Source organism: Kribbella sp. NPDC055071 (genome assembly GCF_053608045.1).
In genome coordinates this window covers 465,410-490,930 of the sequence record NZ_JBSGUS010000001.1, presented here as the reverse complement: position 1 = coordinate 490,930, position 25,521 = coordinate 465,410, and the positions used below count along the sequence as shown (strand labels likewise).

Below are 25,521 nucleotides of genomic sequence, written 5' to 3'. Positions count from 1 at the left end.
GGCCACGCTAGATCCGGCCGACGCCGGCTGTCTGGGCCAATCGGCACCGATTGGCCCACGCCGACCGTCCCCACCGTGGCACTGTGGAGCCGTGACGACGACGGGGCCGGACGCAGCCGAGCTCAGCCGCCTGCTCGGGCAGTGGGCGTCGGGCCGGGCAACGCTGCCGCAGGAGCTTGCGGCCGCGCTGGCGGAGTTGATCGACACCGGGCTCGTACCGGCGGGGGCCCGCCTGCCGCCGCAGCGAGCCCTGGCCACGGCGCTGGTCATCGCTCGCGGCACTGTGACGTCGGCGTACGACGCACTCGAGGCGCGCGGCTATGTCACGAATCGTCAGGGCGCCGGCGCCCGGGTCTGCTCGGCCCGCAGCCACATCCGCGGCCGCTCGAGCGGCCGGCTGTTCTCCTTCACGAGCGCTCCCGGAGCCATGCTCGACCTGTCCAAAGGGGCGCTCCCGGCCTCCCCGGTCGCGGCGGCGATCCTCGCCGCCGGTCCGCGCGAAGAGCTCGCCGGATACCTCGGCACCGACGGCTACTTCCCGGCGGGTCTGCCGGTGCTGCGGCAGGCGGTCGCGGACCGCTACACCGACGACGGTGTCCCGACTCGGCCCGAACAGATCATGATCACCGCGGGCGCGCAGCAGGCCACCTGGCTGGCCGTCACCGCGTTGGCAGGCGGCGGCGAACCGGTGTTGGTCGAAGAGCCCACCTATCGCGGCGCGCTCGAGGTGCTGCGCGCCGCCGACGCGCAGGTCGAGGGTCTACCGCTGTCCGACGGCGGCCTGGACGTCGAGCACCTCCGGCGCGCCCTGCGCCGCCGGAAAAGCCTGCTCTACTGCCAGACCGCGATCCACAATCCGACCGGTGAGAGCATGGCGGCGAGCGCCCGCAAGGAGCTTGCCGCCACCATCAACGCCTCCGGTCTCGTCACGATCGAGGACGCCTGTTCGGCCGACCTGACCTTGGCCGGCCCACCGACCGCTCGCATCCTGGCCGGGCTGGTGGACCCCGACCTGCTGGTCAGCATCGGCACCGCGTCCAAGCTGTTCTGGGGCGGGCTCCGGGTCGGCTGGATCCGGGCCGAGGAGCGGCACATCGAGGCCATGGTCGAGCTGCGCAAACCCATCGACCTGGCTTGTTCGGTCATGGATCAGGTCATGGTGACGGAACTGCTGAGGCACACCGACACGGCCCGTCGCCAGCGTCGCGCGATGCTCTCGGAGGGGCTCGCCTCGACGCAGGAGGTGGTGCGGGAGCTCTTCCCGCAGTGGAGCTGGAGTCCGATCTCTGGTGGGTCCGGGCTGTGGATCGACACCGGGGACGACGCGGTGGCCCTGGCCGAGATCGGTAAGCGCATCGGCGTCCGGCTCTCGGCCGGACCGAGCTTCTCCGTCTACGGCGGGCAGCGCACGCAGCTGCGGCTCCCGCTCTGGCACACAGGCGACTTGCTCCGCGACGCCCTGACAGCCGTCGCGCACGCCCACGTCTAGGCGCGGTGCTCGCTGACCAGCTCGTCGGGCTCGCTGACCAGCTCGTCGGGCTCGGCCTCGTCGGTGTTCTCCTCGGCCCAGGCGCGGAGCTGGTTCAGCGGCGCGGCCGCGCTCCGGCCGAGCGCGGTGAGCTCGTACTCGACGTGCAGCGGCACCGCGGGGTAGATCGTTCGCTCGACGAGACCGAAGTCCTCGAGTTTGCGCAGAGTCGCTGTGAGCACCTTCGGGCTGACGCCCTCCAGCGTGCTCTGAACCGCACCGAACCGCTGCGGCCCCTGCTCGAGGGCACCGATCGCCAGCGCCGACCACTTGTTCACCAGCGCCTCGAACAGGGCGCGGCCGGGGCACAGCCGGGCGTAGACGTCGTGGTGCTCGTGCTGACCGCTTCGGCACGTCGTTGTCATCCGAGTCTCCTCACCTTCGTACTTTCCAAAGGGAAGTAGGCGATCTTGCGGGTAAGCGTACAACCCGGCCTAGGGTCCAGGCGTCAGCCGGGAACGCCGTTCCCGACGTGATCGAGGTCGGTGCCTGATGTTGTTCGAGATCCGCCGCTACCAGACGAAACCCGGACGCCGTGACGAGTGGGTGCGCTACATGGAGGACGTGCTCATCCCGTTCCAGGTCCAGAACGGGATGCACCTGATCGCTTCGTTCATCGACGTCGAGGACGCGGACGGCTACGTCTGGATCCGTCGGTTCGACGACGAGGCACACCGCGAGCGGGCGTACGCCGCGGTCTACGAGAGCGACCGGTGGAAGAACGAGATCGGCCCGGTCTGCGAGGAGTTGCTCATCCCCGAGCAATTCGTCATCACCACCGTGACCCCCACACCTGGCTCGCCGATACTCTGACCGGCAGGGTGGCGGGTAGTCTCGCGGCATGTCTGAGTTGAACCCCCAGGTAGAGCCGCCGGTTGCCGCGCGGAAGGCGGTCGAGCGTCGCCATCACGGTGACGTGTTCGTCGACGAGTACGAGTGGTTGCGGGACAAGGCCGACGACGAGGTGCTGGCGTACCTGCGCGCCGAGAACACCTACACCGAGGCTCGGACCGCGCACCTGGAATCGTTGCGTGAGGCAATCTTTCAGGAGATCTCGGACCGGACGCTGCAGACGGACCTGAGCGTTCCGGCCCGGCGCGGCGGGTACTGGTACTACTCGCGCACGATCGAGGGCAAGCAGTACGCACTGCACTGCCGGGTCAAGGTGGACGGCGACGAGCCGCCCGCGACCGACGGTGAGATCGCCGGCGAAGAGGTCATGCTCGACGGCAACGAGGTCGCCGGCGACTCCGAGTTCTTCTCGCTGGGCACCGTCGACGTCTCCCCCGACGGCCGCCTGCTCGCGTATTCGGTGGATCTCAAGGGCGACGAGCGGTTCACCCTGCGGATCAAGGACCTCAGCACCGGCGAGCTGCTGCCGGACGAGCTGCCCGAGGTGCACTACGGGTCGGCGTGGTCCGGCGACGGCTCGACGATCTTCTACACCAAGGTCGACGACGCCTGGCGGCCGTACCAGGTCTGGCGGCACGCCCTCGGGACGACGGACGCCGACGTGCTCGTGATGGAAGAGGCCGACGAGCGGTTCTGGGTCGGCGTCGACCTCACCCGCAACGAGCAGGCGATCCAGATCGCGCTCGGCAGCAAGCTCACCAGCGAGGTCTGGCTCCTCGACGCCAATGACCCCACCGGCGAGTTGGTCGTGGTCGCGCCACGTCGCGAGGGCGTCGAGTACGACGTCGAGCACGCCGGTGACCGCCTTCTGATCACCCACAACGCCGACGCCTCCAACTTCTCGCTCGCCTCGGCGCCGCTGGACTCACCGGGCTCGTGGACCACGCTGATCCAGGGCGACGAGTCCAGCCGCCTGCTCGGTACGGATGCGTTCGCCGACCACGTGATCCTGTACCGGCGTCGCGATGCGCTCACCGAGCTGGCGATCATGCGTCGTACGGCCGACGGGTTCGGAGCTCCGGAGACGCTCGAGTTCGACGAGCCGATCTACACGGTCTCCCCCGGCCGCAACGACGAGTGGCACGACACCCGGTACCGCTTCGGCTACACGTCGCTGGTGACGCCGGGTTCGACGTACGACGTGGACGTGGCGACCGGGGAGCGTCGACTGCTCAAGCAGCAGCCGGTGCTCGGTGGCGTGGATCTCAGCGTGTACACGCAGTACCGCGAGTGGGCGACGGCCTCCGACGGGACCAAGGTGCCGATCTCGATGGTCGCGCGCAAGGACGTCGCGAAGGACGGCAACGCGCCGGTCGTGCTGTACGGGTACGGGTCGTACGAGTCCTCGATGGATCCGTGGTTCTCGATCCCGCGGCTGTCGCTGCTGGACCGCGGCGTGGTGTTCGCGATCGCGCACGTCCGTGGCGGTGGTGAGCTCGGCCGGCACTGGTACGACGACGGCAAGATGCTGACCAAGCGGAACACCTTCACCGACTTCATCGCCTCCGCCGAGCACCTGGTCTCGGCCGGCTGGACCCGGCCGGAGCGGATCGTCGCGCAGGGCGGCAGCGCCGGCGGCCTGCTGATGGGCGCCGTCGCGAACCTGGCGCCGACGGCATTCGGCGGAGTGGTCGCGGAGGTGCCGTTCGTGGACGCGCTGACGACGATCCTGGACCCGTCGCTGCCGCTGACCGTGATCGAGTGGGAAGAGTGGGGAAACCCGCTCGAGGACAAAGCGGTCTACGAGTACATGAAGTCGTACTCGCCGTACGAAAACGTCACGGCGCAGGAGTATCCGAAGATCCTCGCGATCACCAGCCTGAACGACACCCGGGTCTTCTTCGTCGAACCGGCCAAGTGGGTGGCGAAACTGCGGTCGACGGCCGCGGGTGAGGTCGACGTACTGCTGAAGACCGAAATGGAAGCCGGGCACGGCGGCCGCAGCGGCCGGTACGACGCCTGGCGCGAGATCGCCTTCACCCTCGCCTGGGAACTCGACACCCTCGGCCTGGCCTGAGCCCAACCGCCACCGAGTTCCTGGAATAGGTGCCCCCGGACGTGTGTTGTGCAACACATCCGGGGGCACTGGAACGTGTGATTCTGGACAGATTCTCAGCTTCGGCGCGGAGTGTCGCGCCTTGTTGCCAAGGATTCTCGAGGGACACCGGTTTCCCGGCCGGAATCGCTGCCAGGAACTCTCAGGCAATGTTCAGGGTGTTTACACGTCGTCATGGAATCTTGAACCTCACTCGAGCGTTCTTCTCCACGTAACGACGAAGGGAGTTTCGGTGGCTCGCATGGCTCGTGTCCGCAGCACGGACGACGGTATCGACGGCAAGGACAGCGTAGGTCTGTACCTCGAGGAGATCGCGCGTACGCCTCTGCTGACTGCTGAGGAAGAGGTCGAGCTCGCTGAGACGGTCGAGGCAGGACTCCTGGCGGAGCAACTGCTGGCCGAGGGGCGGGTTGGACGTAAGAAGGGCGGAGCGCCCAAATATGCGACGGAGGAAGAGCTGGAGTGGCTGGCCGAAGCAGGCCAGGCCGCGCAACAGCGGTTCGTGACCGCGAACCTCCGTCTGGTGGTGTCGATCGCGCGCCGCTACGGACGTTCCCAGATGCCCCTGCTGGACCTGGTCCAGGAGGGCAACACGGGACTGATCCGGGCGGTGGAGAAGTTCGACTACCGCAAGGGATTCAAGTTCTCGACGTACGCGACCTGGTGGGTGCGGCAGGCCATCACCCGCGGTATCGCGCAGCAGGCCCGAGTGGTCCGGCTGCCGGTGCACGTGGTGGAGCAGCTGAACCAGATCGGGTCGGCGCGGCGCACGCTGGAGCGCAAGCTCGGGCGCGAGCCGGAGATCGACGAGATCGCGGCGGAGCTGGACCTGGATCCGGAGCGGGTCAGTGAACTGATCCGGATCGGCCGGGACCACATCAGCCTGGACAACCCGATCGACGACGAGGGTGAGACCTCGCTGGGCGACCTGATCGCGGCCGAGACCGCGCCAGGCCCGGACCAGCTGGTCGCGGACGCGTCGGACCGCTCGGGCCTGTTCAGCCTGGTCGACCAGCTCGACCCGCGGTCGGCAGACGTGATCCGGCGCCGCTACGGGCTGCACGACGGCCGCCAGGCCAAGCTCGCGGACATCGGCGCGGTGCACGGCATCTCCGCCGAGCGGGTCCGCCAGATCGAGCGCGAGGCGCTGGGTCGCCTCCGCCTGATGGCAGACCCGACACTGGCCGCGTGACACCCCGCTGACGCACACCCGAAACCCCTCCAGGACCCCTGAGCCCACCGGCTCGGGGGTCCTGCGCATGTCAGGCCGCGTTCCACTTGACGATGAGGGGCGGCAACTCGAACAGCCGATGGACGGTCGCGTCCGGCACACCCTCCGTGTGGCCGACCTGCTCACGTGGGATCGCGCTGTGCGGAACGTGCGCGGCCCGCATGCCAACGTTCTGTGCGCCCCAAACGTCGTCGAACAACCGGTCCCCCACGAACAGGCAGCGGGCCGGATCCGACACTCCTACCGCCCGCATCGCCGCGAGGAACGCCTCGGGATGCGGCTTGGTGTACGGGATCTCGCTGGTGTAGACGGCGCCGTCGAGCAGGTCCAGTACGCCGTCGCGCGCGAAGATCTCCTCATGCCGCCGGCGTGGCCAGATCGTGTTGGACAGCACGCCGATCTTCACGCCCTGGTCGCGGATGGCTTGGAGCGTCTCGATCGCGTCCGGCTCGAGCACGGTGTGCGGATCCCACTGCCGCTCGTACTCGGCCAGTGCGGCCGGCGTCATCACCGCGTCCGCCAGCAAGCAGACCTCGTCCAGCGTGCTGCTCAGGTGCTCGTCCCGGGAGCGCCGCCACAGGCTGTTCTCGGCGTCGTGGAGCCGGGCGGCCACCTCGTCCACCCGGGCCTCGTCGATCAATGCGGCCACTGACCGCCAGGTCTCGTACAGGTCGATGGTGTGCCAGGTTGCCAGCGTTCCGCCCCAGTCGAACAGGACGGCCTCGATCTTCGCGTTCGTCACGCCGCTTACCCTGCCAGAGCGCGCCGACAGTTCTCGCCCGATTTTCAGCTGACCCGCGCGACCCGCTGACGCCTGGACAGCCAGACCACCGCGAACGCGTAGAACGCGAGGCTCGGGACGTCCGACACCAGCAGCGTCCACGGTGCGCCGCCCTGGTTGTCCCAGCCGTCGAGCCCACCCGTTGCCGCTGGCAACAAGAACGCGAACAGGTTGTTCATGGTGTGCAGGGCCATGCCTGCTTCGAGTCCCCCGGTCCGCACGGTCAGCCAGCCGACCGTGATCGCGAACAGGAAGACGTCGGCCATCGCCCACCCCGTGTAGCCGTGCGCGGACACGAACGCCGCCGCGCCGACCAGGATCCCCGGCCACGGCGACCGGAACACTGTCCGGATCCACTGCGCCCGGCCTTCCTTCTGATCCGGCCCGTACGCGCCGACCGCCTGGATCAACCAGCCACGGAACATGAACTCCTCGGCCGAGGACTGGAACGGCACCAGGAGGAGAATCACCAGCGCCGGTACGACGAACTTCCCGAAACCGACCCACGAGCCGCCGGCATCGGTCCCTGCCGCGTCCTGGCCGGGGAAGATCACGTCGACCAGCAGGCCGAGCGCGTACGACACCACGAGGTAGCCGATGGCCGGCAGGCAGCACATCAGCAGCCAGCGCCAGCGGATCCGGTTCAGGACAGACGCGACGCTCCACCAAGGCCGGCGTTGAGTGAGCCAGGCGGTCAGGGCCACGATCGGGGTGAGGACGCCGAGCATCACCAGCGTGAGGGCGAGATTCTCGGTCGCACTCGGGAAGAGGTTGTTGCCCTCCGGCGCGGGGACCTTGCCGATGACAGCGGTGTGGACGGCCCCCCAGAGGATCGCCACGACCACGCTCACGAAGAGGATGCACGCACCCAGGAAGAGGGTGCCTACGAGCGGACGCCACCAGCGGTGCTTCGCGTTGCGGGCCAGCCGGTGGAACGGCGTACCAGGTGGTGCGGGGACGATCCGGGGCTCACGGTAGGCGAACTGACCGGGGTACGGCGCGGGGCTGCCCCATTGGCCTGGATACGGCCCGGCCTGCTGCGGGTGCGGCCCCGGCTGCTGCGGGTAGCCGCCTTGCGGGTAAGGCGGTGCTTGCGGGTACGGCGCGGCCAGCGGGTAGGGCGGGGCTTGCGGGTAGGGCTGGCCGGAGGGCGGTGGGAGGGGCGGGGCCGGGGGCGGTGGCTGCTGCCCCGGCTGCGAGTATGGGCCCGCGTGCGAGGGCGGCCCTGGTTCTTGCGGGTCCATGAGTGGACTCTAGAAGATCCGGGCAACTGTCAGTGGAGGGAGACCACAGTGGTGACCGATCCGACACCTGGACCAGCGGCGGCAACACGGGCATTGCCGCAGTCGGTGCTGATGCCGTTGACGGGCTCGGCGATTTTTCTGACCGTCCGGATCGAGCCCGGCGGCGAAGAGACAGCCCGCGACCTGCTCGAGCGGATGAGCGGACTGATCCGTTCGGTCGGCTTCCGCGTGCCCTCCGGCACGCTGTCGTGCGTGACCAGCATCGGATCGGACGTGTGGGACCGGCTGTTCAGCGGGCCGCGGCCGGCCGAGCTGCACCCGTTCATCGAGCTCCAAGGCGCAATCCACCGCGCGGTGTCCACGCCGGGCGACCTGCTCTTCCACATCCGGGCAGCGCATCAGGACCAGTGCTTCGAGCTCGCCAGCCAGATCATGAGGATCCTCGACGGCGCCGCCACGGTGATCGACGAGGTGCACGGGTTCAAGTACTTCGAGATGCGTGACCTCCTCGGCTTCGTCGACGGCACCGAGAACCCGGTCGGCTCCACCGCCCAGGACGCCGTACTGATCGGCCCAGAGGACCCTGACTTCGCGGGCGGCAGCTATGTGATCGTGCAGAAGTACCTGCACGACATGAAGGCGTGGAACGCCCTGACCGTCGAGCAGCAGGAGCATGCGGTCGGCCGGACCAAGCTCGAGGACATCGAGATGGACGACGACGTGAAGCCGAGCAACTCTCACATCGCGCTGAACGTGATCGAGGACGACGACGGCAACGAGCTGAAGATCGTCCGCGACAACATGCCGTTCGGCAGCATCGGCGACCAGGAGTTCGGCACCTACTTCATCGGGTACGCGAAGACCCCGGCGGTGACCGAGCTGATGCTGCGGCGGATGTTCATCGGCGAGCCCGAAGGCAACCACGACCGCATCCTCGACTTCTCCACCGCTGTCACCGGCTCGCTCTTCTTCACGCCGACCGGCGATTTCCTCGACGACCTCCCGCCCGCTCCCTGAGGCCTACTCCCCGTTCAGCGGCGGATTCGCGAAGGCGGCAGCGCCCCAGCGGAAGTAGATCGGCTGGTCGAACGTGCCGGTCACCTTCCCCAGGGTGTTGATGACGGTCGACGTGCCGTTCGCGTGGCCGACGGCGTACAAGGATGCCGACTTGGTGTCCTTGTCGATGCCGAGCAGCAGTGTGCCGTACCGTCCGCAGCGCTCGGCGATGAGCTGGTCGGCCGCCTGCCACGAGCGGGTGCGGACCTTCTTGACGACCGGTTTCATGGGCGAGCTGATCGGGATGTGGATCGTGTACAGCGCGCCGCCCTTGGTGTTGGCCAGGAACGTGTCGTAGGTCCGGGTCTGGCTGATCAGGGCCAGCGTCTTGACCGAGGAGAAGCCCGCGGACGAACCGGCGGCGTGCCAGCCCTTGCCGTCCTCGAACCAGCGGAACAGCGTGCCGTCGTTCCGGAGGCCGTAGTTGTAGGTGTGGGCGACCGCGCCGGGGTGAGCACCCTCGTCGTAGTCGGATTCCTCGAAGTACGTGAACTTGTCCCAGCCGCTCCCGACCCGGGAGAACGAGACGGTGCCGGACGGTTGGCTCCCGACCTGGTACCCGGCCTCGTACATCGTGGAACCGAGGACGACGTCGCCGTACAGATCCAGGTCTTCCGGGACGGCCGGCTCACGCGTCCAGGTGCCATGCAACCGCGTCGCGCCCGGTGCGAACACCTTGGTCTTGATGACGTCCTTCGTCGTGGTCGATGGCGGCGAGGTCGCCGTGACCGCCTGGATCTGGTGGTCACCGGCGGCGTTCACCGAGCCTAGGCTCAAGGCGCACGCGGCCGTCGCCTGGGTCGGCGCGGCGTGTGCGGGTAGGGGTATGAGAAGGCCGCTGACCAGTAAAGCGGCCGCGGCTGTCTGTCGACGCATCGTGTTCCTCCTTCAGGGGGACGATTCTGCTCATCTCGATGCAGTCACGACCGGGAAAGTTATCTCCCGGAAAGTGTCGGTGGGATGGGTGAGACTGGGGTCATGTTGCTTACCGAGGTGGTCGAGACGTCGACGGCGCTGGCCGGGACTCGGTCGCGGCTGAAGAAGGCCGAGTTCATCGCGTCGTTGCTGTCCAAGGCCAAGGAGCCCGCCGACACCGAGATCGTGGTGACGTATCTGTCCGGCGAGCTGCGGCAGCGACGGACCGGCGTCGGCTGGCGCACGCTCACGGATGCGCCCGAGCCGGCCGCGGAGGCGTCATTGACGGTCGCGGAGGTCGATGCGGCGTTCGCGGCGCTGGCGGAGATGAGCGGCACGGGTGTGCAGGCCCGGCGACGAGCGGCTGTGGACGAGTTGTTCGGGCGGGCGACCGCTGATGAGCAGCGGTTCCTGCGGCTGCTGGTGGGCGGTGAACTGCGCCAGGGCGCGCTCGACGGGGTGATGGCGGACGCGGTGGCGCGCGCGACCGGGATTCCGCTCGACAAGATCCGGGCGGCAACGATGTTGCGTGGTGCAGCCGCTCCGGTGGCGGTCGCAGTCCTGACCGAGGGTGAGGCCGGGCTGGCGCAGTTCGGGCTGGAGGTCGGGCGCGGGGTGCAGCCGATGCTCGCCCAGTCCGCGACGAGCGTTGCGGAGGCGCTGGCCAAGACCGGGGTGCCGGCAGCGCTCGAGTGGAAGCTGGACGGCATTCGGATTCAGGCACACCGTGACGGCGACAAGGTCGTTGTGTACACGCGAACGCTCGACGACATCACCAGCCGGGTGCCCGAGGTTGTCACGGCGGTGCTGGCGCTGGATGCCCAGCAGGTCGTGCTCGATGGGGAGCTGATCGCATTGCGGCCGGACGGTCGACCGGAAGCGTTCCAGGTGACGGGCTCGCGGACGGCGACGCGTGCGGCCACCGGACCCGAGTCCGTGCCGTTGACGCCGTACTTCTTCGACATCCTGCATCAGGACGGACAGGATCTGCTCGGGCTCGATGGCGCCGCACGGCATGACTGGCTGGCCAAGCTCGTGCCGGAGGAGAGTCGGATTCCGCGGCTGGTGACGGACGACGCCGAGGCCGGACACGAGTTCTTCGTCGACGCGGTACGGCGAGGGCACGAGGGTGTGATGGTGAAGTCGCTGACTTCGCCGTACGAGGCCGGCCGCCGTGGATCGGGGTGGGTGAAGGTCAAGCAGACGCACACGCTTGACCTGCTGGTGCTCGCGGCGGAGTGGGGACATGGCCGTCGGACCGGGTGGTTGTCCAACCTGCATCTCGGGGCGCGGGACGAGGAGACCGGCGAGTTCGTGATGCTCGGAAAGACGTTCAAGGGGCTCACCGACGAGTTGCTGCGGTGGCAGACCACGCGGTTCCAGGAGCTTGCGGTGCGTCAGGACGAGTGGACCGTGTACTTGCGGCCGGAGGTGGTGGTCGAGATCGCGTTCGACGGCGTGCAGACCTCACCGCGGTATCCGGCGGGCATGGCGCTGCGATTCGCGCGGGTGCTGCGGTATCGCGACGACAAGAAACCTGCCGACGTTGATACGGTGCAGACGGTCCGCGAGATCCATGAGGGCGGATCCATGGGCGGAGAGTCCGTGGGCGCTGAGTCTGGGGAGGGTGCAGCTGATGGCTGAGGATCCTGATGTGGCGACCCGGCGGATCGCCAAGGAGTCGTTGGAGCAGGACGACCCGACCGGCTGGTTCGAGCATCTCTACTCGGCCGCATCCGAAGGCGCGGCGGTGGTGCCGTGGGATCGCGGTGGCGCGCATCCCTTGCTGGTCGAGTGGCTCGACGAAGCGGAGCCCAATGGTGCCGGGAAGACTGCGCTGATCGTCGGCGCCGGCACGGGGTGGGACGCCGAGCAGATCGCCGACCATGGGTATGACACGACCGCGTTCGACATCTCCCCCAGCGCGGTCGAGACCGCACGTCGCAACCATCCGGATTCCAAGGCGCACTATCAGACTGCGGACCTGCTCGCGCCGCCGGCCGAATGGCATCGCGCTTTCGATCTGGTGGTCGAGATCTACACGGTCCAAGCACTCCCGATCCCCTTGCAGGCATCCGCGATCCGCCACGTGACCGAGCTGGTTGCGCCTGGCGGCTCGTTGATCGTGATCGCGGCCGGTCGACCCGACAATCAGCCCGACGGCGACATCGAAGGCCCGCCGTGGCCGCTGACCCGCGCGGCGATCGACTCGTTCACCACTCCTGATCTCCGGCTGATCCAGCTGACCCAGTCCCCCAGCTCGGCCGACCGCACGATCGTGCACTGGCGCGCCGAGTACCTCCGCGACTGACACCCCCCTGCCGCACACTGGCTGTCTTCGGGAAGACAGCCAGGAGGAACGATGGCGGAGTTGCCGACGCTCGTCGTACGTGCCCAGGCCGCAGCAGCCGAGATCGGGATGCGACTCACTCGCGAGCCCATTGGTGGTAGGGGGTCGGCTTGTCTGCCGGGTGTGGGGCGGTTTCTCGGTGTGCTTGCTGCGGGGTGTGTTGGTGGCGTGATCGGTGAGATGGGCACGGGTGTCGGCGTCGGGACTGCCTGGATGGCGTCGGCGATGCCGGCCGACTGTCGCCTGATCACGGTCGAGCTCGACGAACGACGAGCATCGGCAGCGCAGCGGGTGTTCGCCTCCGAACCCCGGGTCAAGGTCATCCGCGGCGACGCATTCGAGGTGCTGTCGAGGTCCGCGCCGTACGACCTTCTCTTCGCCGACGGTGGCGATGCCCATCCCGAAGCACTCATCGACCTCGTCCGCGTCGGTGGCCATCTGGTGATGGACGACGTCACCCCGCTCGACCGACTCCCACCAGACTCGCCCTTCCGCACCGACGACCCGAAGCGCGCCTTCTTCGCCAACCCGCGCCTGATCTCGACCGAGGTAGTCCTCCCAGACCTCCAGAACTCCCTCCTAGCAGGCACCAGAGCCCGCTAACGCCCAGCAGACCCGACCTTTCCGGCTACCCGGCCCGGCGAGCCCAAGCCCGACTTTGTGCACGAGATCCGTACGCCGCCGGCCAAAAAACACGGATCTGGTGCACAAAGTCAGGCATGTCCGTACGCCGCCGGCCAAAAAGCACGGATCTGGTGCACAAAGTCGGGCATGGCCGGAGGTCCCTGGCCGGTCCACGCGGACCTAGCTGAGCGGGAACCAGAGTTCGGGGCGTTCCCAAGTGATCATGGGCGGGTTCGCCGGCACGGTGCCCGTTCGGCGCGCGCCGACGCGGAGGTAGAAGCCCTCGGCCGGCGGGTGCGAGACCACTCGGACGCCCGCGAGCCCAAGCTCTTGCGCCTGCTCGATCATGTGCTTGACCAGGATTCGGCCGGCCCCGCGCCCTTGCGCCTCGTCGGCCACGAACAGCATGTCGAGCTCCGGCGGATCGCGGATCAACGAGTAGAAGCCGAGGAGGCGGGCGTCCTCATCCGCGGCGAGGAAGACCAACTGGTCGGCGATGTAGCCCGGCGTGACCTCGACCGTAGCGATCGCCTCGGCGTACCTGCCCTGGTAGCTGCTGGACTCATGACACAGGCGGGTGAGCCGCTCAGCATCGTCGGCTGCAGCGCGCGTAACCATCAGCTGCTCCATCCACAGAAGCCTACCGAGCAGAGATGTCACTCCGGGAACCGATGGGAACATATGTTCGATAATGCTGTAGACTCTACGCATGGCGGGGCAAGGCGTGGTGGGGCCGACGGCGTTGCGGATGATGCTGGGCAGTCATCTGCGGCGCCTGCGGGAGCGCGCCGGGGTGAGCCGGACCGACGCCGGCTGGGCGATCCGGGGATCGGAGTCGAAGATCAGCCGGCTCGAGCTGGGGCGGGTCGGCTTCAAGGAGCGCGACGTCGAGGACCTCCTGAGTCTGTACGGCGTGACCGAGGCACGGGAGCGTGATCGGCTCCTCCAACTCGCCCGCGAGGCAAATGATCCTGGCTGGTGGCATCGGTACGGTGATGTCACGCCGGACTGGTTCGACGCGTACCTCGGGCTCGAGGCGGCCGCGGAGCTGATCCGCACGTACGAGATCCAGTTCGTGCCCGGCCTGCTCCAGACGGCCGACTACGCGCGGGCGGTCGCGCGGCTGACACCGGGCAACACCCGCTCCGAGGACGAGGTGGAGCGAGTCGTTGCCCTGCGGACCCGGCGACAACGCGTCCTCGATCGCGAGCCACCGCTCAAGCTCTGGGCAGTGATCGAGGAATCGGTCCTGCATCGCCCGATCGGTGGCATCGACGTCCTCCGCAACCAACTCGACGCACTCCGCGAGGCAATCACGCGGCCGAATGTCACGCTGCAGATCATCCCGCTGGCCAGCGGCGGCCACGCCGCAACCGGCGGAGCCTTCACCCTGCTGCGCTTCCCCCAACGCGACCTCCCCGACATCGTCTACGTCGAGCACCTGACCAGCGCGCTCTACCTCGACAAACAAGACGACGTAGACGCCTACGCCCAAGCCCTGGACCTCCTCACCACCACCAGCCCCCCACCCACCGAAACCGCCACCCTCCTCACCACCCTCCGCAACCAACTCGACTAACCAGCCGGCACGGGAAGCCCGTGCACAGCCCTGGTCCCAGCTGGGAGAACTTCAGGGTGGTCGTCCCATACCCGCCTCGGGGTTAGGGGTCTGGGGTGAGGAGGTTTTGGGCGGGGGTGGTTTGGGTGAGGGTTGGGTGGTTGAGGTCGAAGGCTGGGCTGTCGGAGCGGATTCTGGGGAGTTTGGTGAAGTTGTGGCGTGGGGGTGGGCAGCTCGTGGCCCACTCCAGTGAGCGGCCCCAGCCCCATGGGTCGTCGACGCCGACGGGATCGTTCCGGCGGCTCTTGTAGACGTTGTAGAAGAACGGGAGCGTCGAGATCCCGAGCACGAACGCACCGACGGTCGAGACCTGGTGCAGGACGGTGAACCCCTCGTTGGGGCCGTAGTCGGCGTACCGGCGTGGCATGCCTTCGACGCCGAGCCAGTGCTGCACGAGGAACGTCGTGTGGAAGCCGATGAACAGCAACCAGAAATGCAGCTTGCCCAGCCTCTCGTCGAGCATCCGCCCGGTCATCTTCGGCCACCAGAAGTAGAACCCGGCGAACATCGCGAACACGACAGTTCCGAAGACGACGTAATGGAAGTGCGCGACCACGAAATAGGTGTCGGACAGCTGATAGTCCAGCGCCGGCGACGCAAGGATGATCCCGGTCAGACCGCCGAACAGGAACGTCACGAGGAAGCCGACCGACCACAACATCGGCGTGTCGAACGAGACCGATCCGCCCCAGATCGTGCCGATCCAGTTGAAGAACTTCACCCCGGTCGGTACCGCGATCAGGAACGTCATGAACGAGAAGAACGGCAGGTTCACCCCACCGGTCACGAACATGTGATGCGCCCACACCGCTACCGACAGCAGCCCGATGCCCAGGGTCGCCGCGACGAGTCCGACGTACCCGAAGACGGGCTTGCGGCTGAACACGGGCAGGATCTCGGTGATGATGCCGAAGAACGGCAACGCGATGATGTAGACCTCGGGATGCCCGAAGAACCAGAACAGGTGCTGCCACAACAGGGCTCCGCCGCCGGCCGCGTCGTACACGTGCGCACCGAGCGACCGATCCGCCTCCAGCATCAGCAGCGCGGCCGCGAGGATGGGGAACGCGATCAGCACCAGGATCGACGTGACCAGGACGTTCCAGCAGAAGATCGGCATCCGGAACATCGTCATCCCCGGCGCCCGCATCGTGATGATGGTCGTGATGAAGTTGACCCCACCGAGGATCGTGCCGAGGCCGGCCATCCACAGGCCCATGATCCACAGGTCGCCGCCGACAGTGGGTGAGCGCACGCCGTTCGAGAGCGGCGAGTACGCCGTCCATCCGAAGTCGGCCGCGCCGCCGGGAGTCAGGAACGCCGACAGCGTGATCAACCCACCGAACAGGAACAGCCAGTAGCTGAACATGTTCAGCCGCGGGAACGCCACATCCGGTGCACCGATCTGCACCGGCATGATCACGTTGGCGAAACCAACGAACAGCGGGGTCGCGAACAGCAGCAGCATGATCGTGCCGTGCATCGTGAAGAGCTGGTTGTAGATCTCTTCGTCCACGAACTGCAGTCCGGGCTCGGCCAGCTCGGCGCGAATGATCAGCGCCATCACGCCGGCCACCAGGAAGAACGCGAACGACGTGATCAGGTAGAGGTGCCCGATCACCTTGTGGTCGGTCGTCGACAGCAGCCGCCCGATCACCTGCCCGAGCGGCCGTCGAGCCCCGGTCGCGACCGGACCCGAGCGTTCAGTTATCCCGGTGTGCTCGCTCACACTGGCCATGAGACCTCCCGTGTGCTCACATCCCTCCGATTACACACCCACCCCGCTCAGGGCAACAGCCTCAACCTGCCGTCTGCTTCAGCAAGACATCCGCAAACGAGTCCCACAGGTCGGCCGGGATCCCATGCCCTGCACCGTCCAGCACAACGAACCGAGCACCCGGAACGGCGTCACGCACGGCCTCCCCATGGGGCAAGGGAAGCACCGGATCCGCAGAGCCGTGCACCACCAACACCGGCATCGACACGTCACCGAACCCACCGCCCACCGGCCCGTTGAACTCCATCGCAAAGTGGTTCGTGAACGACGCCTCGTACGACAAGGCCCGCGCCATGTCCTGCCGCACCAACTCCCGCGTCGCCGCCTCGTCGAAGTGACCCGCCGCCTCGGCCTCGACCGCCCGTACGACGTACTCCTCGACTGCAACCGGATCCCCGAAGTCCGGCGGCTCCGGGTATGCGGCGGTCGGCGCCGGAAGACCGTCAGCGCCCGTACTCGTGGACACAAAGGTCAACGACGCAACGCGGGACCGGTAATCGACGCCGAGGATCAGTCCGATCCCACCCGACATGGACACCGCGACCACGTGAGCCCGCTCGATGCCCAAGGCATCCAACAGCCCGACCGCATCAGCGGCGAGATCACGCATCGAGTACCCAGGCTGACCGACCGGGTACGACGTCGACCGGCCGGTGTCGCGTTGGTCGTAACGGATCACGTACCGACCTTGAGCGGCCAACCGAGCGCACTGGTCGGCCTGCCACCACAGCATGGACGCCGAGGCGCCATGGATCAGCAGCACGGCCGGGTCGCTCGGGTCACCGAAAGTCTCGGCGCAGAGCTCGATTCCGTTGACCGGATAAAGGTTCATACCAAGAACGCTAAGCGCCCAAAGCAATCACGAAAAGCGATGATCCCCGATCACAAGGATCGCCATCGTCGATAAACTCGCCCCATGTTCGAACTACGGCACCTAGCTACCCTCCGAGCCGTCGCCGACGAGGGGACGTTCGGCCGAGCGGCGACCAGGCTCGGCTACACGCAGTCGAGCGTGAGCCAGCAGATCGCCCTGCTCGAGAAGGCCGCCGGCGGATCGCTGTTCGACCGTCCGGGTGGGCCGAAGGCGGTCCGCATCACGCCACTAGGCGCCGTAGTCCTGGACCATGCTCGCGACCTGCTCCAGCGGGCCGACGCGATGACCGAAGCCATCGAACGGTTCCAGGCCGGCGACGGGCGGATCGACATCGGCACGTTCCAGACCGTCTCGAACGTGATCCTCCCGACCGTCATCCGGGAGCTCAAACAGGCGCACCCGACCTGCGACATCAGGCTGTCGGAGGAGGAGAACGACGAGCCCGACCTGGCCGAGCTCGACCTGATGTTCTTCGACAGCCGCCTCGACGGCGCCGACCACCTCGAGCTCGTCAAGGACCCACATGTCCTGGTGGCGCGCCGCGGCGACTTCCCGCCCGGTCCCGTCGACCTCGATCAGCTGGACGGGCTCTCGCTCGTGGCCCATCCACCCGTCTGTGATCAGGGCAGATTCGAGGACTTCCTGACCAGCAACGGCATTCAGCCACAGTTCGTGTTCCGCACGTCGGGCAACGAAGCCCTGCTCGCAATGGTCCGAGCCGGCCTGGCCGCAGCCGTCATGCCGTTGCTCGCCATTCGTGCGGATGACTCCCTCGCGATCCACGCGATCGAGCCCGAACTGCCGCCGCGGGAGATCTTCCTGCTGTGGCAGGCCGGCCGCACACACTCGCCGCTGGCGGCGCACGCGATCGAGATCGCGCAGAGAGTGGCGGCCGGCCTGGCCGTCAGCTGACTGTCAGCTGCTTGGACGGCGTCTGCGTCCCCTGGTGATCAGCGTCCGGCAGCCACACCACGCGGTAGATGTAGGTCCCGCGAGCCGTCGGCTTGATGGTGAATCCGTACTTCCCGTTCGCCGACAGCTTCCCCGTCGCCACACCGACCCACTTCGTCCCGGACTTCACCTGCAGGTACGCCGGCATCCCCGCGTGCGGCGGGTTCAGGTACCCGTAGAACAGCGTCGACGTACCGAGCTTGATCGTCGGAGTCAGGTACGACGAGATCGCCGGCTTCACCTGGATCACGGCGGCCGCGCTCCGGGTGCCCAGCAGCCCAGCGGCGCCGTTGTAGCCCCACATGTAGGAGATCGACACCGTCGGCTTCTGCACCGACGACACCACTCCGTTGGCGTCCGACGTGTACTGGCCGATCGCCACCCACTTCGTCCCGGTCTTCGTCTTTGCGTACAGCGTCACCGGCGCACCGGCCACCCTGGCCGAGGTGTCCAGCCGAGTGACCACCGTCGCCACCGTCACCGAACCCGTGTAGACGATCGACGCCGCCGCTGGTGCAATCGTCGACTTCGTCCCGACCAGCCGTACGTCGACGCCCGGGCCGGTCTTGCCCGCGCTGTTCACGACCCAGGCGCGGTACGCGTAGCTGCCCGAGTTCACCAGGCCAGTCGCCGCGGCCGACTTACCGGTCCCGCTGTAGATCGCCGTACCGGACGTCGGTAGCGGCGGCGGCACCGAACCGGCAGTCCCCCGGACGATGATCTTCCCGAGTGTGGTGTTCGCCGGCAGACCCCATTGCAGCGTCGCGACGTTGACGCCACCCGTGACCTTGAGGCTGCTGACGGGCAACGGCGGCGCGGTGAGGTTGAGGTAGTTCCGGTCGACCTTCATCGTCACGTTGCCGTGGGTCTCGGTCCTTTCGCCGGCAAACTGGTGCACCCGCTGGTGGTTGTTCCAGTACGTCGACCCGATGTAGGGGCTCGTGCCCACCGGCGTCGAGCCCCAGTGTGCGAACCACAGGTTCTCCGGGTGTGCGTACGCCGTACTCGTGTAAGCGCCGGACAGGTCCGCGCCGCCCGAGCCCGCACCGACGTACGCGCCGCCGACGTAGCCGCGCGACGTCAGCTCCTGCGTCCACCCGCTCAAGTAGGACAGTACGGCGGCCTTGCACTCCACCGTCGAGTTGTACGCCTCGATGTCGCTGTAGATCGCGCTGCGCTGGCTGAATCCGAGTGCCTGCGCCGCGGTGACTGCGTTGGTCGCGGCGGTCCGACCCTCTCTCAGTGCCGCCACAGGATTCGTCGAGATCCTGTCGCTGTAGCTCGTGCACGGCGCTTGCTTCCCGACGTCAATGAGCAGGAACTGCCACCCTTTGGCCGCGTTCGCTGCAACCCAGTCGGAAGTCAGATTGCTCTGTCCGCAGGCGCGGAGGCCGCCGCTGATGTAGATGCCGATGCCCTTGTAATCCGCCTGCCACGCGTCCATCGACGCCTGCGACGGCGCGTCACACGTATCGAACCCGTACCCCGCGAAGTTGCCGCTGGCAAGGATCGACGGCGTCACCGCGGCCGGTTGAGCCACCCGCGCGGACTGAGACTTCGACACCACGCGCCCGGTAGCCAGTACGGCGCTCGCCGCCTGCACATCCCCGGGCACGTAGTACGCGGTCGCGAGGACGCCGGCATCCGGCACAGCGCGGCGCAGCAGTCCGTCGGTCGAAGGCTGGGCAGCGGTCAGCGGCTCGAGCAGAAGCCCCGAACTCCGGCCGACCAGGTGAGCTGGGCAGTCGGCTTGCGCCGTACCGCGACCGAGGTAGACGGCCGGGCGGTCGAGCCGCACGCAGGCAGTCGGGGTCTTGGACAGATCAACGACCGGCCAACTTGCCGGAACGGTGACTTCGTAGCCGTGGTACGAGACGGTCTGCGTCTCGTCGGCGACAGCTGGGCCGGTTGCGGCGACTCCAGCGACCAGTGTGAGGGCAAGCGACAGCACCCCAGGTTTGAACAGCCTCACCAATGCTCCTCATGTTCAGCGGACGGGCTGCCGCGATGCTATCGGCCTAGGCCGGTCAGACCGCATTCAAGCTATTTTGGACCGCTCTGTACAAAACGTGCTACCGTGATCGCCATGGCCAGGCCGAGGACGTTCGACGAGGATCGAGCCCTCGATGCCGCGATGCGGGTGTTCTGGACCACCGGCTACGAAGCCACCTCGACCCAGGATCTCTGCGCCGCGACCGGGCTGGGCCGGAGCAGCATCTACAACACCTTCAGCAGCAAGCGGGACCTGTTCGATCGCGCGCTCCGCCGGTATGCAGATCGCGCGACCGCGGCGCAGCTCGCCGTGATCGAGCGCACGGACCTGCCGATTCGGGAGCGGGTGCGCCGGATTCTCTGGGACGCGGTCGACCCGGCTCCGGACGATCCGACCGGCTGCATGGTCATCAACACGGTGGTCGAGCTCGGCCCGACCGACCCCGAGATCATCGAGCTGCTGGACCGCGACCACGCCCAGAAGATCGAGGCCCTGACCGCGGCCGTTCGCGACGCGCAGGCCGAGGGCGAGGTCGATCCCGGGCACGACGCGGCCGCCTTGGCCAACTACGTGTTCGTCGTACTCGGCGGCCTGCGGGTCGCCGCGCGTGGTGGTACGCCCCGCGCCACCCAGGAGGCCGTCGCCGAGGCGGCCCTGCGCGCCTTCTGAGCTGCCACCCCCGCCGCACCATCACGAGAGGACCCTCATGCCCGTCGCTGTCTATCTGCTTGGCCTGGCGATCTTCGCCCAGGGCACGTCCGAGCTCATGCTGGCCGGTCTCCTGCCCGAGATCGCCGGCGACCTGGACGTCTCGATCCCGGCCGCAGGCCTGCTGATCTCGGCCTTCGCCGTCGGCATGCTGATCGGGGCGCCGATCTTGGCAGTGGTCACGCTGCGCTGGTCCCGCCGGTTCGCGATGCTCGCGTTCCTTGCCGTCTTCGCGCTCACCCACGTCGTCGCCGCGCTGACGCCCGGCTACGGCCTGCTCGTCGCGACCCGCGTCGTCGGAGCCTTCGTGTACGCCGGGTTCTGGGCCGTCGCCTCGGTCACGGCGATCCAGCTCGCCGGACCACAAGCACGAGCCAAAGCGATGAGCGTCCTGGCCGGCGGCCTGACCGTCGCCACCATCGTGGGTCTGCCGGCGGGCACTGCCCTCGGGCAGCATTTCGGCTGGCGCGCCGCGTTCTGGGCCGTCGCTGTCCTGTCCGCCCTCTCCATGATCGGTGTCGTCGCCACGATCCCGGGCGGCCGCACGCACAACCCGCCGGTGCTGCGCCAGGAGACGCGCACGATGGCGAACCCCCAGCTCTGGCTCGCCTACAGCACCACCGCCCTCTCGACCGGCGCGATCCTGGTGATCTTCAGCTACCTCGCTCCCCTGCTGACCGAGACGACCGGCCTCTCCGATGGCTGGGTCCCGATCGTCCTTGCCCTGTACGGCGTGGGCGCGCTGATCGGAATCACGATCAGTGGCCGGTTCGCGGACCGCCGCCCGTTCACGACGCTGGCCGTCACCCTGGTCGGAATCGTCGCCGCGGCGGTGATCCTGGCCCTGACCACCGGAACTCCGTGGCTCGCCGTACCCGCCATCGTTCTGGTCGGAACCTTCGGCTTCGCGAGCAACCCGGCGGTGAACTCGCGGGTGTTCTCGGTCGCGGGCGACGCACCGACGCTCGCGGCCGCGTTCAACATCTCGGCCTTCAACGTCGGGATCACCGTTGGCCCGTGGCTCGGCGGGCTCGCCATCGGCGCAGGCGCCGGCTACCCGACCGTCGGCTGGATCGGAGCAGTCCTCGGAGTGCTTGCCTTCGGCACCATCCTCGTCGCCGCCCGGGTGGCGCGGCCGGCCCGCACCGGCAGCAGCGCCCCCATCCCGGCCGAGGTCAGCTGAGTCCGGCCCAGTCAGCTGAGTCCGACCCAGTCAGCTGAGCTCCGCGACGATGGCCTCGAACGGTACGGCGCGCGCCTCGGCCACCACGCCCGCCGCGGTGATGCCGAGCGCCGCGCGCGCCGACCGTTCGGCGGCATCGCGCGCGTCCAGCTCGTCCATCATGATCTGGGGCGCACCGATCCGGGTCCGCTCGAGCGTGGCGACGGTCAGGATCCGCAGCGCGAGCGCCGGACGGCCCTCGACCACCTCGACCGCGGCGAGCAGGTCGAGGGCATCGATCACGCCTTCGGTCAGTTCGAGCTGGCGGTAGAGCCGCATCGCCCGGACCAGCAGATCACGCGTCTCGACGAGGTCGCCGATGTGCAGCCGGATCAAGGCGACACTGACCAACGACCCGGCCAGTCCGCGTGCATCGTCGATCGCGGTCCACCGCGCACAGACGTCCCGCAGCACCTCCTCGGCCTCCTGCGACCGGCCGAGGCCACGCAACGCCGCACCGACCACGTTCAAGGCCGTGCACAACAGTCGCTCGTTACCCATCGGACCGAACACCCCGGCGGCCTCGGTTGCCTGAACCAGCGCCTGCCCGAAATCACGGACGGCCAGACTGGTGATCGCCACCCCCACCAACGAGGACCCGTACCCGCGGTCGTCGCCGAGGTCGCGGAACATGGCCAGGGCGTCCTCGCCCAACTCCCGCGCCGGCTCGAAATCCCCACTGTTGCGGGTCAACGAAGCGGTTACGCGAAGTGCCGTGGCTCGCTCGAGGCTCGGCGCCGGATCGGCGGCTGCCAGCGCCCGGCGCAGCCAGTCCCTGCCTTGCGCGATCATGCCGTGGCTCCACCAGAACCACCAGGTCGGGCTCACGATCCGGAGGACCTGCGGCGGATCGTTGTCGAGGCAGAACCCGATCGCCGCGCGCAGATTCGCCTCCTCGGCCCGGAGCTCGCGCACCAGGTCCGAGTGGTCGGCAGCGCCGTACCGCTCGGTCCGTCCGGCCAGGTCCGCACACCAGCGGGCGTGCTCGCGTCGTACGGCGTCGCCCTGGCCGGCCAGGCGTTCGAGCGCGAAGTCGCGGATCGATTCGAGCAGGACGTACCGCGGGACGCCGTTCACCGTGGTGACGGTGAGAAGCGAGCGCTCGTGCAGATCGGCGAGAATGACCGGGATGTCGGCGACCGGGATCCCGTTGCCCCCGGCAACCTCCTCGGCAGCCTCGAGCGTGCAGCCGCCGACGAAGACGGACAGCCGTTCGAGGACGCTCTGGCCGGCCGGATCGAGGAGCGCGTAGCTCCAGTCGATGGCCGCGCGCAGGCTGGAATGACGGGCGCCCGAGTCGCGGTTGCCGGCCACCAGCAGCCGCATCCGACGGTCGATCCGGACCGCCAGCTGATCCAACGTCAGCGTGCGCAACAAACCGGCGGCCAGCTCGATACCGAGCGGCAGCCGATCGACCGCCGCACAGATCGCGCTCACTCGCTCGTCGTCCAACTCGTTGGCGTCCCACTTGCTGCGGGCCTTGAACAGTTCGGCTGCGGCCGCGGAATCGAGCGATCCCAGCCGGTGGATGTGCTCGTTGCGCAGCCGGAGCGGCCGTTGCGACGTGACCAGGACGGAGAGCCGATTCCCCTTCCAGACAACGGTCCTGGCCAGCTCGGCCACCTCGTCGACCAGATGCTCGGCGTTGTCGAGCACGAGCAGGGCACCCTCGAGACGCTCGACCGCACCCCCGAATGCGTCAGGCCCTGCGTCGACGCCGGTCGCGACGGCCAGCGCGGCCATCAGACCAGGCGAGTCGGTGACCGGCGCCAGATCGCACCAGGCGACCGGTCGGCCGCCGCGCTGGATCGCGATCGCGGCCTCGCGGGCCAGCAGCGTCTTGCCGGCGCCCGGTCCGCCCACGATGGTGACCAGGCCGAGCCGGTCCAGCTCCTCGACGAGCTGGACGAGATCGTTGCTCCGGCCGACGAAGTTCTCACGGGGCGTCAGCCAGGGCAGCTCCGGCAGCCGGGAGCGGGCCGCTTCGGCGGCCGGCAGCAGCTCCGGGTCCTGGCGAAGGATCCGCACCTCCAGCTCGACGGTGGCCGGCGACGGGTCGACGCCGAGTTCGTCGGCGAGCCTAGTCCGCAACCGGCTCAACCGATCCAGAGCATCGGCCTGCCGGCCGGCCCGGTACAGCGCGACCGCCGCGAGGCCGGTGAGCCGTTCGTCCAGCGGATGCTCGATGACCAGGCGCTCGACGTCGGTGGTGTTGTCGATGCCCAGTTCGAGCTCCAGCTCCACCCGCTGGACCTGCAGCTCGCGCTGGATCCCGTCGAGGCGAGCCGCTTCGGTCGCGGCGAACGGGATGTCGCGCAGGTCCGCCAGCGCCGGCCCGCGCCAGAGCTCCAGCGCCTCGACGATGACGCCCAATGCGCGCTTGGGTTCCCCAGTACGGCGGAAGCCGGACGTCCGGCCGAGTGCCTCCGACACCGCGTCGGCGTCCGCCACGATCGCATCCAGCGTGTAGCCGCCGCCACTACGCCGTACGGCGAAACTGTAGGCACCGAGCGCTCGGCGCAGCCGATGCGACAGCACCCGGAGCCGCTCGACCACGCGGTCCGGTTCCAGCTCCTCCTCACCCCACAGATCGCGGGCCAGTGCCTCATCGGGCACCACCCGCCTGCGCGCGAGCGCGAGCCGGACCACCAGCATCCGCTCCATCCGTCGCCCGATCTCGAGCGATTCCTCCCCCACGACAACGCCCACCGGCCCAAGCACCAGCACCTCGACCCGGGGATCCCCCGATCCCGTCATGCGTTACATCATGACAGTGACAGGCGGTTCCTCTGCAAGATCCTTTCGGGCAGTCCGACGAGAGCCAATTGAAGAGAGATGGAAGCAGGCAGCAGGTTTATCGATCATCCTGGGGCCTTGCTTGGCGTTATCGGTCGGGCCAAGGGGGTTCGCGGTCGGCTTGGGTGGTGTCTTCGGGGTCTACGTCGGCGGCGACGGTGGTGCGGAGCCAGTCCTCGACGCCGGCGACGTGGATGGCGGCGCGGAGTTTGGCCCGGTCGGGGTCGCGGTCGGTGAGAGCCTCCAGGATCGCGCGGTGCTCGGCGACGGTGCGGGAGGCGGCCTGGTCCTGCATGAGACCGCGCCAGACACGAGCCCGCAGGGTCTGGCCGGACATGTTGGCGATGACACCGGCCAGCACCGGATTGCCCGAGGCTCGCATGATCAGCGAGTGGAACGCGTGGTCGTTGGCGACCATGCCGGCGTGGTCGATCTCGTCGGCGGCAGCGAGCTCCTCGGCCTCGATCAGCAGTCGATCGAGCTCCTCCAACTCGTCCACCCCGATACGGCTCGCGGCCAGCGCGGTCGCTTCCGGCTCGAGCAATCGCCGGACCGCAAGAAAGTCCAGCACGGTCGCGTCCTGATGCAGGTCGGCGAGGAAATTCAGGCTGTCCAGCAGCAGCTCGGGCTTGAGGCTGGTGACGTAGGTCCCGTCCCCCTGGCGCGCCTCCAGTACGCGGATCGTGGTCAGCGCCCGCACGGCCTCGCGGACCGAGTTCCGCGAGACGCCCAGCAAGCCGGCCAGGTCCTTCTCGACCGGCAGCTTGTCACCGGGCCGGAGCCGGCCGTCGGTGATGAGCTGTTTCATCTGATCCACCGCACCGTCGATGCGTCCCATCGGCCACACGACCTCTCTTCGCTGAATCATCGGATGAATGATCTCAC

At 68.2% G+C, this 25,521-nt stretch carries 22 protein-coding genes; 12 read left to right on the top strand and 10 right to left on the bottom strand.

The window, feature by feature from the left end:
* Positions 1–91 precede the first annotated feature (91 nt).
* Positions 92–1,489: an aminotransferase-like domain-containing protein gene (locus ACWF4Z_RS02335; RefSeq protein ID WP_452241099.1), complete on the top strand. Its 1,398-nt coding sequence runs from the start codon at positions 92–94 to the stop codon at positions 1,487–1,489.
* Here the strand turns inward: ACWF4Z_RS02335 and ACWF4Z_RS02330 are convergent.
* Positions 1,486–1,893 (bottom strand): winged helix-turn-helix transcriptional regulator, encoded by a 408-nt coding sequence (locus tag ACWF4Z_RS02330; RefSeq protein ID WP_452241098.1) that lies wholly within the window; start codon positions 1,891–1,893, stop codon positions 1,486–1,488. The two genes, ACWF4Z_RS02335 and ACWF4Z_RS02330, sit on opposite strands and share 4 nt — an antisense overlap.
* A gap of 127 nt (positions 1,894–2,020) precedes the next feature.
* On the opposite strand from ACWF4Z_RS02330, the gene ACWF4Z_RS02325 reads away from it, so the two are divergent.
* The 3 genes from ACWF4Z_RS02325 to ACWF4Z_RS02315 all read left to right on the top strand — a co-directional run bounded on the left by ACWF4Z_RS02325 (position 2,021) and on the right by ACWF4Z_RS02315 (position 5,688).
* Positions 2,021–2,341, top strand: a complete 321-nt coding sequence (locus tag ACWF4Z_RS02325) for an NIPSNAP family protein (RefSeq protein WP_452241097.1) — start codon at positions 2,021–2,023, stop codon at positions 2,339–2,341.
* 28 nt (positions 2,342–2,369) lie between these two features.
* A complete protein-coding gene (locus ACWF4Z_RS02320; RefSeq protein WP_452241096.1) occupies positions 2,370–4,457 on the top strand; it encodes a S9 family peptidase in 2,088 nt (695 codons plus the stop codon).
* Between the two features lie 271 nt (positions 4,458–4,728).
* Positions 4,729–5,688, top strand: coding sequence for a sigma-70 family RNA polymerase sigma factor (locus ACWF4Z_RS02315; RefSeq protein ID WP_452241095.1), 960 nt, complete (start codon positions 4,729–4,731; stop codon positions 5,686–5,688).
* Positions 5,689–5,758: 70 nt separating this feature from the next.
* Here ACWF4Z_RS02315 and ACWF4Z_RS02310 read toward each other — a convergent pair whose 3' ends face one another.
* Both ACWF4Z_RS02310 and ACWF4Z_RS02305 read right to left on the bottom strand, forming a co-directional pair.
* A complete protein-coding gene (locus ACWF4Z_RS02310) occupies positions 5,759–6,469 on the bottom strand; it encodes an HAD family hydrolase (RefSeq protein WP_452241094.1) in 711 nt (236 codons plus the stop codon).
* Positions 6,470–6,513: 44 nt separating this feature from the next.
* A complete protein-coding gene (locus ACWF4Z_RS02305; protein ID WP_452241093.1) occupies positions 6,514–7,752 on the bottom strand; it encodes a CPBP family intramembrane glutamic endopeptidase in 1,239 nt (412 codons plus the stop codon).
* A gap of 51 nt (positions 7,753–7,803) precedes the next feature.
* Between ACWF4Z_RS02305 and ACWF4Z_RS02300 the strand changes: the two genes are divergently transcribed.
* Positions 7,804–8,769, top strand: a complete 966-nt coding sequence (locus ACWF4Z_RS02300; RefSeq protein WP_452241092.1) for a Dyp-type peroxidase — start codon at positions 7,804–7,806, stop codon at positions 8,767–8,769.
* A gap of 3 nt (positions 8,770–8,772) precedes the next feature.
* Here the strand turns inward: ACWF4Z_RS02300 and ACWF4Z_RS02295 are convergent, their stop codons facing one another.
* Positions 8,773–9,684 (bottom strand): hypothetical protein, encoded by a 912-nt coding sequence (locus ACWF4Z_RS02295; RefSeq protein WP_452241091.1) that lies wholly within the window; start codon positions 9,682–9,684, stop codon positions 8,773–8,775.
* Positions 9,685–9,786: 102 nt separating this feature from the next.
* On the opposite strand from ACWF4Z_RS02295, the gene ACWF4Z_RS02290 reads away from it, so the two are divergent.
* Genes ACWF4Z_RS02290 through ACWF4Z_RS02280 form a run of 3 tightly spaced genes read left to right on the top strand, consistent with a single transcriptional unit; the run spans position 9,787 to position 12,676 of the window.
* Positions 9,787–11,367, top strand: coding sequence for an ATP-dependent DNA ligase (locus ACWF4Z_RS02290; protein ID WP_452241090.1), 1,581 nt, complete (start codon positions 9,787–9,789; stop codon positions 11,365–11,367).
* Positions 11,360–12,034 carry a class I SAM-dependent methyltransferase gene (locus tag ACWF4Z_RS02285; RefSeq protein WP_452241089.1) on the top strand — a complete coding sequence of 225 codons (675 nt, stop codon included), beginning with the start codon at positions 11,360–11,362 and terminating at the stop codon, positions 12,032–12,034. The genes ACWF4Z_RS02290 and ACWF4Z_RS02285 overlap by 8 nt, the downstream gene beginning before the upstream one ends.
* Positions 12,035–12,085: 51 nt before the next feature.
* Positions 12,086–12,676, top strand: coding sequence for an O-methyltransferase (locus tag ACWF4Z_RS02280; protein ID WP_452241088.1), 591 nt, complete (start codon positions 12,086–12,088; stop codon positions 12,674–12,676).
* A gap of 201 nt (positions 12,677–12,877) precedes the next feature.
* On the opposite strand, the gene ACWF4Z_RS02275 is transcribed toward ACWF4Z_RS02280, so the two are convergent.
* Complete coding sequence (locus ACWF4Z_RS02275; RefSeq protein ID WP_452241087.1) at positions 12,878–13,327, bottom strand: GNAT family N-acetyltransferase; 450 nt, start codon at positions 13,325–13,327, stop codon at positions 12,878–12,880.
* 79 nt (positions 13,328–13,406) lie between these two features.
* On the opposite strand from ACWF4Z_RS02275, the gene ACWF4Z_RS02270 reads away from it, so the two are divergent.
* The gene (locus ACWF4Z_RS02270) at positions 13,407–14,276 is read left to right on the top strand and encodes a helix-turn-helix domain-containing protein (protein WP_452241086.1); all 870 of its coding nucleotides are present in this window, start codon (positions 13,407–13,409) and stop codon (positions 14,274–14,276) included.
* Between the two features lie 82 nt (positions 14,277–14,358).
* Here ACWF4Z_RS02270 and ctaD read toward each other — a convergent pair whose 3' ends face one another.
* Together ctaD and ACWF4Z_RS02260 are read right to left on the bottom strand one after the other, a co-directional pair.
* A complete protein-coding gene (ctaD, locus tag ACWF4Z_RS02265; protein ID WP_452241085.1) occupies positions 14,359–16,053 on the bottom strand; it encodes an aa3-type cytochrome oxidase subunit I in 1,695 nt (564 codons plus the stop codon).
* A 61-nt stretch (positions 16,054–16,114) separates the two neighbouring features.
* On the bottom strand, positions 16,115–16,924 hold the full coding sequence (locus ACWF4Z_RS02260; protein WP_452241084.1) for an alpha/beta fold hydrolase: 810 nt from the start codon (positions 16,922–16,924) through the stop codon (positions 16,115–16,117).
* 84 nt (positions 16,925–17,008) lie between these two features.
* Between ACWF4Z_RS02260 and ACWF4Z_RS02255 the strand changes: the two genes are divergently transcribed.
* A complete protein-coding gene (locus tag ACWF4Z_RS02255; protein WP_452241083.1) occupies positions 17,009–17,878 on the top strand; it encodes a LysR family transcriptional regulator in 870 nt (289 codons plus the stop codon).
* Here the strand turns inward: ACWF4Z_RS02255 and ACWF4Z_RS02250 are convergent.
* Positions 17,871–19,889 (bottom strand): glycoside hydrolase domain-containing protein, encoded by a 2,019-nt coding sequence (locus tag ACWF4Z_RS02250; protein ID WP_452241082.1) that lies wholly within the window; start codon positions 19,887–19,889, stop codon positions 17,871–17,873. The two genes, ACWF4Z_RS02255 and ACWF4Z_RS02250, sit on opposite strands and share 8 nt — an antisense overlap.
* A gap of 114 nt (positions 19,890–20,003) precedes the next feature.
* Here ACWF4Z_RS02250 and ACWF4Z_RS02245 point away from each other — a divergent pair, with 114 nt between their 5' ends.
* Both ACWF4Z_RS02245 and ACWF4Z_RS02240 read left to right on the top strand, forming a co-directional pair.
* Positions 20,004–20,579: a TetR/AcrR family transcriptional regulator gene (locus tag ACWF4Z_RS02245; protein WP_452241081.1), complete on the top strand. Its 576-nt coding sequence runs from the start codon at positions 20,004–20,006 to the stop codon at positions 20,577–20,579.
* A 37-nt stretch (positions 20,580–20,616) separates the two neighbouring features.
* Entirely contained in the window at positions 20,617–21,801 is a 1,185-nt protein-coding gene (locus ACWF4Z_RS02240) for a Cmx/CmrA family chloramphenicol efflux MFS transporter (RefSeq protein ID WP_452241080.1), read from the top strand.
* A gap of 30 nt (positions 21,802–21,831) precedes the next feature.
* On the opposite strand, the gene ACWF4Z_RS02235 is transcribed toward ACWF4Z_RS02240, so the two are convergent.
* Together ACWF4Z_RS02235 and ACWF4Z_RS02230 are read right to left on the bottom strand one after the other, a co-directional pair.
* Positions 21,832–24,597 (bottom strand): BTAD domain-containing putative transcriptional regulator, encoded by a 2,766-nt coding sequence (locus ACWF4Z_RS02235; protein WP_452241079.1) that lies wholly within the window; start codon positions 24,595–24,597, stop codon positions 21,832–21,834.
* 127 nt (positions 24,598–24,724) lie between these two features.
* Positions 24,725–25,504, bottom strand: a complete 780-nt coding sequence (locus tag ACWF4Z_RS02230) for a FadR/GntR family transcriptional regulator (RefSeq protein ID WP_452241078.1) — start codon at positions 25,502–25,504, stop codon at positions 24,725–24,727.
* Positions 25,505–25,521: the final 17 nt, after the last annotated feature.

What these genes read in the sequence shown, in the direction of transcription:
- ACWF4Z_RS02330 (WP_452241098.1), bottom strand. Translation starts at nt 1,893, where the DNA reads ATGACAACGACGTGCCGAAGCGGTCAGCACGAGCACCACGACGTCTAC.
- ACWF4Z_RS02325 (WP_452241097.1), top strand. Translation starts at nt 2,021, where the DNA reads ATGTTGTTCGAGATCCGCCGCTACCAGACGAAACCCGGACGCCGTGAC.
- ACWF4Z_RS02320 (WP_452241096.1), top strand. Translation starts at nt 2,370, where the DNA reads ATGTCTGAGTTGAACCCCCAGGTAGAGCCGCCGGTTGCCGCGCGGAAG.
- ACWF4Z_RS02305 (WP_452241093.1), bottom strand. Translation starts at nt 7,752, where the DNA reads ATGGACCCGCAAGAACCAGGGCCGCCCTCGCACGCGGGCCCATACTCG.
- ACWF4Z_RS02295 (WP_452241091.1), bottom strand. Translation starts at nt 9,684, where the DNA reads ATGCGTCGACAGACAGCCGCGGCCGCTTTACTGGTCAGCGGCCTTCTC.
- ACWF4Z_RS02290 (WP_452241090.1), top strand. Translation starts at nt 9,787, where the DNA reads ATGTTGCTTACCGAGGTGGTCGAGACGTCGACGGCGCTGGCCGGGACT.
- ACWF4Z_RS02285 (WP_452241089.1), top strand. Translation starts at nt 11,360, where the DNA reads ATGGCTGAGGATCCTGATGTGGCGACCCGGCGGATCGCCAAGGAGTCG.
- ACWF4Z_RS02280 (WP_452241088.1), top strand. Translation starts at nt 12,086, where the DNA reads ATGGCGGAGTTGCCGACGCTCGTCGTACGTGCCCAGGCCGCAGCAGCC.
- ACWF4Z_RS02275 (WP_452241087.1), bottom strand. Translation starts at nt 13,327, where the DNA reads ATGGAGCAGCTGATGGTTACGCGCGCTGCAGCCGACGATGCTGAGCGG.
- ACWF4Z_RS02270 (WP_452241086.1), top strand. Translation starts at nt 13,407, where the DNA reads ATGGCGGGGCAAGGCGTGGTGGGGCCGACGGCGTTGCGGATGATGCTG.
- ctaD (WP_452241085.1), bottom strand. Translation starts at nt 16,053, where the DNA reads ATGGCCAGTGTGAGCGAGCACACCGGGATAACTGAACGCTCGGGTCCG.
- ACWF4Z_RS02260 (WP_452241084.1), bottom strand. Translation starts at nt 16,924, where the DNA reads ATGAACCTTTATCCGGTCAACGGAATCGAGCTCTGCGCCGAGACTTTC.
- ACWF4Z_RS02255 (WP_452241083.1), top strand. Translation starts at nt 17,009, where the DNA reads ATGTTCGAACTACGGCACCTAGCTACCCTCCGAGCCGTCGCCGACGAG.
- ACWF4Z_RS02245 (WP_452241081.1), top strand. Translation starts at nt 20,004, where the DNA reads ATGGCCAGGCCGAGGACGTTCGACGAGGATCGAGCCCTCGATGCCGCG.
- ACWF4Z_RS02240 (WP_452241080.1), top strand. Translation starts at nt 20,617, where the DNA reads ATGCCCGTCGCTGTCTATCTGCTTGGCCTGGCGATCTTCGCCCAGGGC.
- ACWF4Z_RS02235 (WP_452241079.1), bottom strand. Translation starts at nt 24,597, where the DNA reads ATGACGGGATCGGGGGATCCCCGGGTCGAGGTGCTGGTGCTTGGGCCG.
- ACWF4Z_RS02230 (WP_452241078.1), bottom strand. Translation starts at nt 25,504, where the DNA reads ATGATTCAGCGAAGAGAGGTCGTGTGGCCGATGGGACGCATCGACGGT.